This window comes from Youxingia wuxianensis, from assembly GCF_014385085.1.
GTDB lineage: Bacteria > Bacillota > Clostridia > Oscillospirales > Ruminococcaceae > Youxingia > Youxingia wuxianensis.
In genome coordinates this window covers 1-6,993 of record NZ_JACRTD010000017.1, presented here as the reverse complement: position 1 = coordinate 6,993, position 6,993 = coordinate 1, and the positions used below count along the sequence as shown (strand labels likewise).

Genomic DNA, 6,993 nt, shown 5'->3' with positions numbered 1-6,993 from the left:
AGATTAATCGAAAATCTTGTATTCCCTAACCTGATTTATAAAGACTACTCTAACCAGTTTGTGAATGGAAAAGGAGCAAAGGTACAGGTTAAAAAACCGGTAGTTTTGACGGCGCAGGAATTTGACTCGTCTGCAGGAGTAACCGCACAGGATATAAACGAGGACTCCGTAGAAGTCACCCTGGATAAGATTGCTACCGTAGATATTGAAGTATCCGCGCTCGAAGGTGCGGTAAACTTTGATGATGCCAACCGGCTGTTTATTGAACCTGCAGCTGTTGCCCTGGCGCAAAAGATTAATAGCGACGGATTGGATTTATACGCGGATATTCCGTATATCGGCGGAGTGGCAGGGACAACCCCCGACGCACTGGAAGATCTGTCGGAAGTAAGAAAACTGTTAAATATTAACAAGGTTCCTGTTGCGGGGCGTGTAGCCGTATGGGATACGGAAGCAGACGCTAAATATACTACTATTCCAGCAATCGTAAACGCAGAAAAATCCGGCTCTACTACAGCGCTGAGAGAAGGGTCCATCGGGCGTTTGTTCGGGCTTGATAACTATATGTCTCAGGAGGTTAAAAAGCACACAAAGGGAACATTGTCCGCCGCTGTAAAACCTAAAGCGTCTACCAGTAAGGGAGCCACAAGTTTAACTCTTTCCGCAACCGCAGTTACGGGAACCCTGGTTAAGGGCGATGTTTTGACAATCTTAGATGATACATATGTTGTGACTGCGGACGCAACTGCCGCATCCAATGAGATCACAGTAAATATTTATCCCGCGCTCAAAAAAGATATCACTACCAATACTGTGGTCGCCGTGTCTGACAGTCATACCGCAAATCTGGCGTTTAATCCTATGGCATTTGCTTTTGTTACCCGTCCTCTGGTACAGCCGGCAGGCGTTGAGAGCTATGTTACCTCTTATAACGGCCTATCCCTGCGTGTTACCCGTGGATACGATATGAAATACAAAAAAGAAATGATGTCTATGGACGTTCTATATGGATATAAAACTATGTATCCAGAACTGGCCGTCCGTTATATGGGTTAATGAAAACGGCTAATGATGTTATCCAAGAGTGGATAAAGCGGGGCTATGTGACCTCCGAGCAGGCACAAAGCAATAAAGATATGTACGAGTCCTATATCACACAGGCAAAAGACAGTATTTTATCTTTTTGCAATATACCGCTTGCCGCCAATATGCCGGACGGGTTGTTTTATCCTTGGGTTGAGATTGGATACAGTTTTTCCCAGGGCGGAAATATGACCTCTGGAGGCATGGTGGTTAAGTCCATCTCCGAGGGAGACACATCAATTACCTACGGAAGCGCCGAAAGCGGCAGCGTGGAAGGAAGTTCAACCGTAGATTACACCTCGATACTTAATAGGTTTCGCAGGTTACCATAGGGGCAATTCACTTTGCCCCTTTTTGTATAAGGAGGGATAAAATGAAATTGCCTCAAAGTAATGTAATTATGGCTAAATCCGCCCTGCAATCCCTATGGGAAGATACAGTAACCGTTAATAGGCATATTGAAACCGCAGGCGTAGAGGGCAGCGATATGGTATACAGCAATGTATTATGCCATCTGTCAATTGCTATGCCTCCGGTAACTTCCCAAACGGATACGGCGTCCGTCGCCAATACCCAATTTACCCTTTATGTGGATACGGGTATCGATATAAAGCAAGGGGACGCCCTTACAATTACGCACAAAGCACAGACGATAAAAGGGGTTGCAGGGCTTCCATTTAAACGCAATTTCAGCAATGTAATTAAGGTGGAGTCAGTGGTGTATGCATGAGCGATATAGTAACCATAAACAAACAAAATTTTACTAAGTTTAAAAAGCAGCTCGAAAAACTGAATGCTAATCTTGACGACAGCGCCCGGCGGGTGGTAAACAGCATGGCCTATGTTGGGCTGGAAGTTACCAAAAAAAACACTCCGGAAATAACAGGGTGGCTTCGCAGCAACTGGATCAAAAACAAGACTCAAAAGGTGGGCGGATCTTATACCACCGGCTACAGTAACAACGTGGAATATGGCGTGTATGTTAACAATGGCCATCGAGTGGTCAATAAGTCGGGGGAAACTTTGCGGTGGAAAAATGGCAAAAGAATGTTAGAGCAAGGGATAAACGAGGCCAAACGGCAACTTTACACCTTATTTCAAAATGAAGTAGCCAGAGTAAAGCGAAAGACGGGATTTTAGCTGATGAACAATAACATTATACGGGATAAATCCTTGCAAGATCGGATAGACAACAAAACATTAACCATTGCGGACCATGTAAGGATTTCGCTTGCGGAGTTTTTATCCAGCCTATTTCCAGGGGTCAAAGTTTATCTCAACCAAAATCAGCAAAAGCTTGCCTTGCCGTCTTTATTTGTAGGATTTTATGAAATCGCCAACCAGCAGAGAATGATTGATACCAGTGAATATGAATTTGGTTTTGAGCTGTCCTATATTCCTGACGATAAGCATTCAAATACCGAACTGACCCATGCCATATTTTTGATTATGCAGAATTTGCATTTTATAGATAGCGAAATAGGGCAATTCGCAGTATATAGCAAAAACAGCGATATCACTGACCGGATAGCTCATGTAACGGGATTAATAAGGGTTATGGAGATTACTACGCCAAATGACCCGATGATAAATCAAGCTGAAAAGGAGCTGATTGTTTGATTAATAGGATTATACCTGGCGTCTCTGTAGAGACCATTGCCGGGGAACGGGAAGCCTCGTTAGGAGTTGTAGGCGTTGTAACTATGCCTATGGAGCTAAATTGGGGAGATCAGGTAATCACAATTCGTAAAGGTATGGATACTACTACAGTATTAGGATACAAGCTATATGATACCGCCCTTAAATTAGTAAATGAGGTTATGAACTATGCAAACCAATTAATTATCTATCGCCTCAACATAGGCGCAAAAGCGCAGGCAACATTAGCTAGCGGGGTTACTGCCAAAGCCGTATATACAGGGACAAGGGGGAACGATATCAGCGTTTCAGTTGCTTCTGCTGACAGCAAGTTCACCGTTACCACCTATCTTGACTCTGTAGAAATGGATAAGCAGGTAATATCCGATGTATCCGATTTTAAAACCAATGATTTTATTGAGATTACTGGCAGCGGCACATTAGAAACCGCTACCGCAACGCTGACAGGCGGAACAAACGGCACGGTTGCGGCTGCTAATTATGATAATTATTTTACCGAGATCCAAAAACATGATTACAACGTCATGGCTTATACTGGCACGGATAGCTCTATTTCTGCAAAAATAGTTAATTTTATCCAGAGCCAAAGAGATAACGGCACAATGGTACAGGCGGTTATGAGCGGGTCTGATTTTGACAATGAAGGGATTATAAACAATACCATTGGCGGAAAGACGACGAACTATGATCTCACGGCCGCAGAAGCCTGCGCTACAATGGCGGGTATTCAGGCGAAACAAGGGGTCACAGGGAGCGCGACATATTTTAATGTCATTGGATGGAATGATGTATCCAGCAGGCTTACAAAGCTGCAGATGGAAAGCAAAACCCAAGACGGAGAAATCTTATTTGTATACAAATATGGCGGGGTTGTAGTCCTCTATGATATTAACAGCCTAACAACTACCACAGACGCCAAACCAGAAGATTTTAAGAAGAACCTTGTAATCCGGACGCTGGACAAATATAGCATGGATCTGCAAAAACTGCTTGATACTAAGGCCATTGGGAAAATTAGAAACAGTGTAGACGGACGCAATCAAATTAAGGGATTAATCTCCGATATGACCGTCAAAAACTATCTCAATATTGGAGCGATAGAAGATTTCACAGCATCAGATATTACCGTTGAGATGGGATCGGCCAGAGATAGTATTATTGCTACAGTTGGCATTAAGGTTGTGGATACTGTAGATAAGATTTATATCACCGTAACCGCTCTTTAAGGAGGTTAGTATATGGCAAAGAATAGATTAAGAGATATGCCGTCCCAGAAAGACGGCAAAGGATATATCAACATTAACGGCAGACAGTTAGACGCTTTTGTGTTTACAAAGCTTAGCCTAGACTCAGAGGTTGTTCCAGAAGAGAGGGCGTTTTTGGGAGAGGTGGTTAAACAACATGCTGCCAGAGGGCTGAACAATACAGGCAGCATAGCATTTTACCATTGTACACCAGATTTAATTCAAGCCGTTAAGGAGTATAAGAACGGCGGGGAGTACCCAGAAATCACACTGCAGGGGTATGCGCAGGTCGCAAGCCGAGGACGGTGTGAAGTGATTGCTACGGATGTCATTATCAATAAAATTTCCTTGCTGTCTCTTGATGACGGGAACGACGGTTCTATGATATTTGAGTCCGACATTACTTTTGATGATTTTGATATTATCAGTAATTTTGAGGTATAAGACATGAAAAGTTTAAATAGTTTCCTAAATCCAAAACGCAAAAAAGAGATAAGGTTTAAACTCCCTGCATTTGAGGATGAGTTTGTTATGCGTCCGCTTACCCTAAAAGAGGACTTAAAGCTGGCGGAAGAATATGGCGACAAAAGCAATACAGAAATGATGATTGCCTATGTAGCGAACTCTCTTGTGACACCGGACCTCAGAGACAATAATTTTTTAGAGGCGTTGTCGGAACGCGAGGGCAGAAAAATTTTAGATCCAGTGGACGCTTTAAAATGTATTGTCAACGGTGCGGAAACAGCGTCGCTGATTAAGGTTTACAACGATTTTAACGAGGTTACTGTTAAATTTAGCGACAAGGTGGACGAGGCAAAAAACTGATAGAGCAGGGCGAGGACGGTTTTGCGTTATATGCCCACCTTGCCCTGCAAAATCACAACATTTTACCGGATGATTTTATGAGGCTGCCAATAAGAACAAGGGCCTTTATAGTGGCAAGCGATATGGTAGCCTCGGAGGGCGCCAAAAACAAAGCGGGGTGATCTATTGGCTCAAAATTTAGCTGCGGTATTCACACTTACCGATCACTATACAGCAGTAATGAAAAATATCATTTCATCCACTGACAGCGCGGAGAAAAAAGTAAACAACATGGCAAAGGCTACAAAGCTGCTTGAGGAAGAAATGAAAAGCGCTGGGAAATCCGGTCAGACTGCCGCCGGAGGTATTGGGGGACTTACCAGCAAGATTACCGGCCTTGTGTCCGTTGCTTATTTAGGGAAAAAAGCCCTTGAGGGGATGTTTTCCGCTATCAACTTATCAGCGGCTAGGGACGTGCAGGAAAAGACGTATCAAGGGCTTTTGAACTCGGAAAAGATAGGAGCGCAATTTGCGGAATTTGCCCGGTTACATGGGAAAAACTCCTTGCTCGGGCAAGCGGGGGCGGGCAGCGCCTTTACCTCTTTTTTGCCGATGACGAGAGACCTAGAGCAATTAAAGCAGTTGGAACGGCTTACTCAGCGTCTATATGCCAAAGATCCAAGCCAGGGGCAGTCAGGCGCAGTCTTCGCAATGAAGGAATTATTGGCGGGTGACACCATGAGCGTTAAAGAACGATACAATATGATCGGCTTTGATCCTCAAAAAATTAGGGGCTTATCCAATACGGGAGATATTGCGGGGCTAATTGAGTATGTAGATCAGATGTTCAACAGATTTGGAGCTACCCAGAATGTAGTAGACAAAATGGCTGACACCATGCCGGTGCAAATGAATATACTTAAAGACAGCATAAAAAGCGCATTCGCCGATACGGCAACCCCTGTAATGACCAATCTATCCCAGGTGGTAAGGCAGCTTAACGCTGACATGGAAGCGGGAAAATTTCAACCGTTTATAAATGTCATGGTCAACGGAATGGGGATGATTGGTAACGGTATGGCTTGGGTAGCTGAAAATGCAAATTGGCTAGTTCCTACGTTGGGCGGTCTAATGACGGCGTTAATTATTTATAAGGGTGTTTTGAAAACTATAGATGTGGTTCAACAGGCGTTGGGAGTTACTACGGCTATTCTCACGAATAACTGGATAAAAGCGGGAATAGCCCTTGCCGCTTTTGTAGGAAGTGCAGCTGTTATTGGGGCTATGTCAAAAGAGATTGAGGGACAAACTGCCGCTGAATTAGCTAGTTTAGATGATCTTGCAAATAATATGGCGAATACTCCGTTGCCTACCGAAATAACCAATACAGACCCAGTAAAAGTGTCTGGCGAGGTTGACATAGAACAGGAAAGCCTTAAATATATGATGGATTTTGCTGGAAAGAAATTCCTTGCCATGTACAGCACAGCGACATTAGCACCCCAGGTCAATATGAATAATGTACAGGTAAATGATCCGATGGATTTAGATACGGTATCAGGTTACCTTGCCGGGCAATTAGCGGATATGACAAACGCACAGCCACAGGGGGGTTACGCATGAGATATGATGTTTATTTAGATGATATCGAACTCTATGGAGTAACTACGGTGACCGAGGACTCGGATCGAGATATTACAACCTATGATGGATTGGGGCAGGGAAACTTCCCTGTCCCGGAAAGTAAAGGATTAAGATCATGGGTGATCGAATGTGAGCTATCAAATATTAATGATTTTAAGCATGGCAACTGGACATCGGCAAAGCAGATTTTCAAGGAATTAGAAAGCCTGCTCAGCGACAAAAGCGCAAGCAGGCTGGTAATTAATTCCGATAATGTTAAGTTGTCTGAAAGGGCGCTTATTGAAAGTTATACAAAGCGGGAAAAATACAGCGGGGTATATGAGGTAAGTATTAAATTAACCGAATACAAGGCCGCCGCAATTAAAACTACGGATGTTCCCTACATTCCAAGGCCGGGGAAAATACCAACGCCGCCGCCGACGAAAACATACAACAATTCTACCGACGTATCAACGGATATAGTATATGGGCCGTTTCCGCAAGACTTAAGCAAAGACCAAACCTATACATATTATTGGCCGGACGGAAAAGAAAGAATAAAATATACGAACAATCCTAA

Annotated in this window: 9 protein-coding genes and 1 pseudogene; all 10 read left to right on the top strand. The window is 43.6% G+C overall.

What is annotated here, in order from left to right; translation table 11 throughout:
• On the top strand, positions 1–1,056 hold a 1,056-nt coding region (locus H8705_RS13420), incomplete at its 5' end, for a P22 phage major capsid protein family protein (RefSeq protein ID WP_262396300.1).
• Positions 1,056–1,415, top strand: coding sequence for a hypothetical protein (locus tag H8705_RS13415; protein WP_262396299.1), 360 nt, complete (start codon positions 1,056–1,058; stop codon positions 1,413–1,415). The genes H8705_RS13420 and H8705_RS13415, both read left to right, overlap by 1 nt.
• Before the next feature lie 41 nt (positions 1,416–1,456).
• Positions 1,457–1,813: a hypothetical protein gene (locus H8705_RS13410; protein WP_262396298.1), complete on the top strand. Its 357-nt coding sequence runs from the start codon at positions 1,457–1,459 to the stop codon at positions 1,811–1,813.
• Positions 1,810–2,223, top strand: a complete 414-nt coding sequence (locus tag H8705_RS13405) for an HK97 gp10 family phage protein (protein WP_262396297.1) — start codon at positions 1,810–1,812, stop codon at positions 2,221–2,223. The genes H8705_RS13410 and H8705_RS13405 overlap by 4 nt, the downstream gene beginning before the upstream one ends.
• A gap of 3 nt (positions 2,224–2,226) precedes the next feature.
• Positions 2,227–2,703: a phage tail terminator family protein gene (locus H8705_RS13400; protein ID WP_262396296.1), complete on the top strand. Its 477-nt coding sequence runs from the start codon at positions 2,227–2,229 to the stop codon at positions 2,701–2,703.
• On the top strand, positions 2,700–3,968 hold the full coding sequence (locus tag H8705_RS13395) for a phage tail sheath subtilisin-like domain-containing protein (RefSeq protein ID WP_262396295.1): 1,269 nt from the start codon (positions 2,700–2,702) through the stop codon (positions 3,966–3,968). Before H8705_RS13400 ends, H8705_RS13395 begins: the two co-directional genes overlap by 4 nt.
• A gap of 12 nt (positions 3,969–3,980) precedes the next feature.
• Entirely contained in the window at positions 3,981–4,430 is a 450-nt protein-coding gene (locus H8705_RS13390; RefSeq protein WP_262396294.1) for a phage tail tube protein, read from the top strand.
• 3 nt (positions 4,431–4,433) lie between these two features.
• Positions 4,434–4,811, top strand: a complete 378-nt coding sequence (locus H8705_RS13385; protein ID WP_262396293.1) for a hypothetical protein — start codon at positions 4,434–4,436, stop codon at positions 4,809–4,811.
• A 165-nt stretch (positions 4,812–4,976) separates the two neighbouring features.
• Positions 4,977–6,413, top strand: a complete 1,437-nt coding sequence (locus H8705_RS13380; protein WP_262396292.1) for a hypothetical protein — start codon at positions 4,977–4,979, stop codon at positions 6,411–6,413.
• Positions 6,410–6,993, top strand: a pseudogene (locus H8705_RS13375) (hypothetical protein); the annotation flags it as partial. The gene H8705_RS13380 and the pseudogene H8705_RS13375, both read left to right, overlap by 4 nt.

Bases quoted from the DNA above. Each gene is read 5' to 3' on its own strand.
- H8705_RS13415 (WP_262396299.1), top strand. From the start codon at position 1,056: ATGAAAACGGCTAATGATGTTATCCAAGAGTGGATAAAGCGGGGCTAT.
- H8705_RS13410 (WP_262396298.1), top strand. From the start codon at position 1,457: ATGAAATTGCCTCAAAGTAATGTAATTATGGCTAAATCCGCCCTGCAA.
- H8705_RS13405 (WP_262396297.1), top strand. From the start codon at position 1,810: ATGAGCGATATAGTAACCATAAACAAACAAAATTTTACTAAGTTTAAA.
- H8705_RS13400 (WP_262396296.1), top strand. From the start codon at position 2,227: ATGAACAATAACATTATACGGGATAAATCCTTGCAAGATCGGATAGAC.
- H8705_RS13390 (WP_262396294.1), top strand. From the start codon at position 3,981: ATGGCAAAGAATAGATTAAGAGATATGCCGTCCCAGAAAGACGGCAAA.
- H8705_RS13385 (WP_262396293.1), top strand. From the start codon at position 4,434: ATGAAAAGTTTAAATAGTTTCCTAAATCCAAAACGCAAAAAAGAGATA.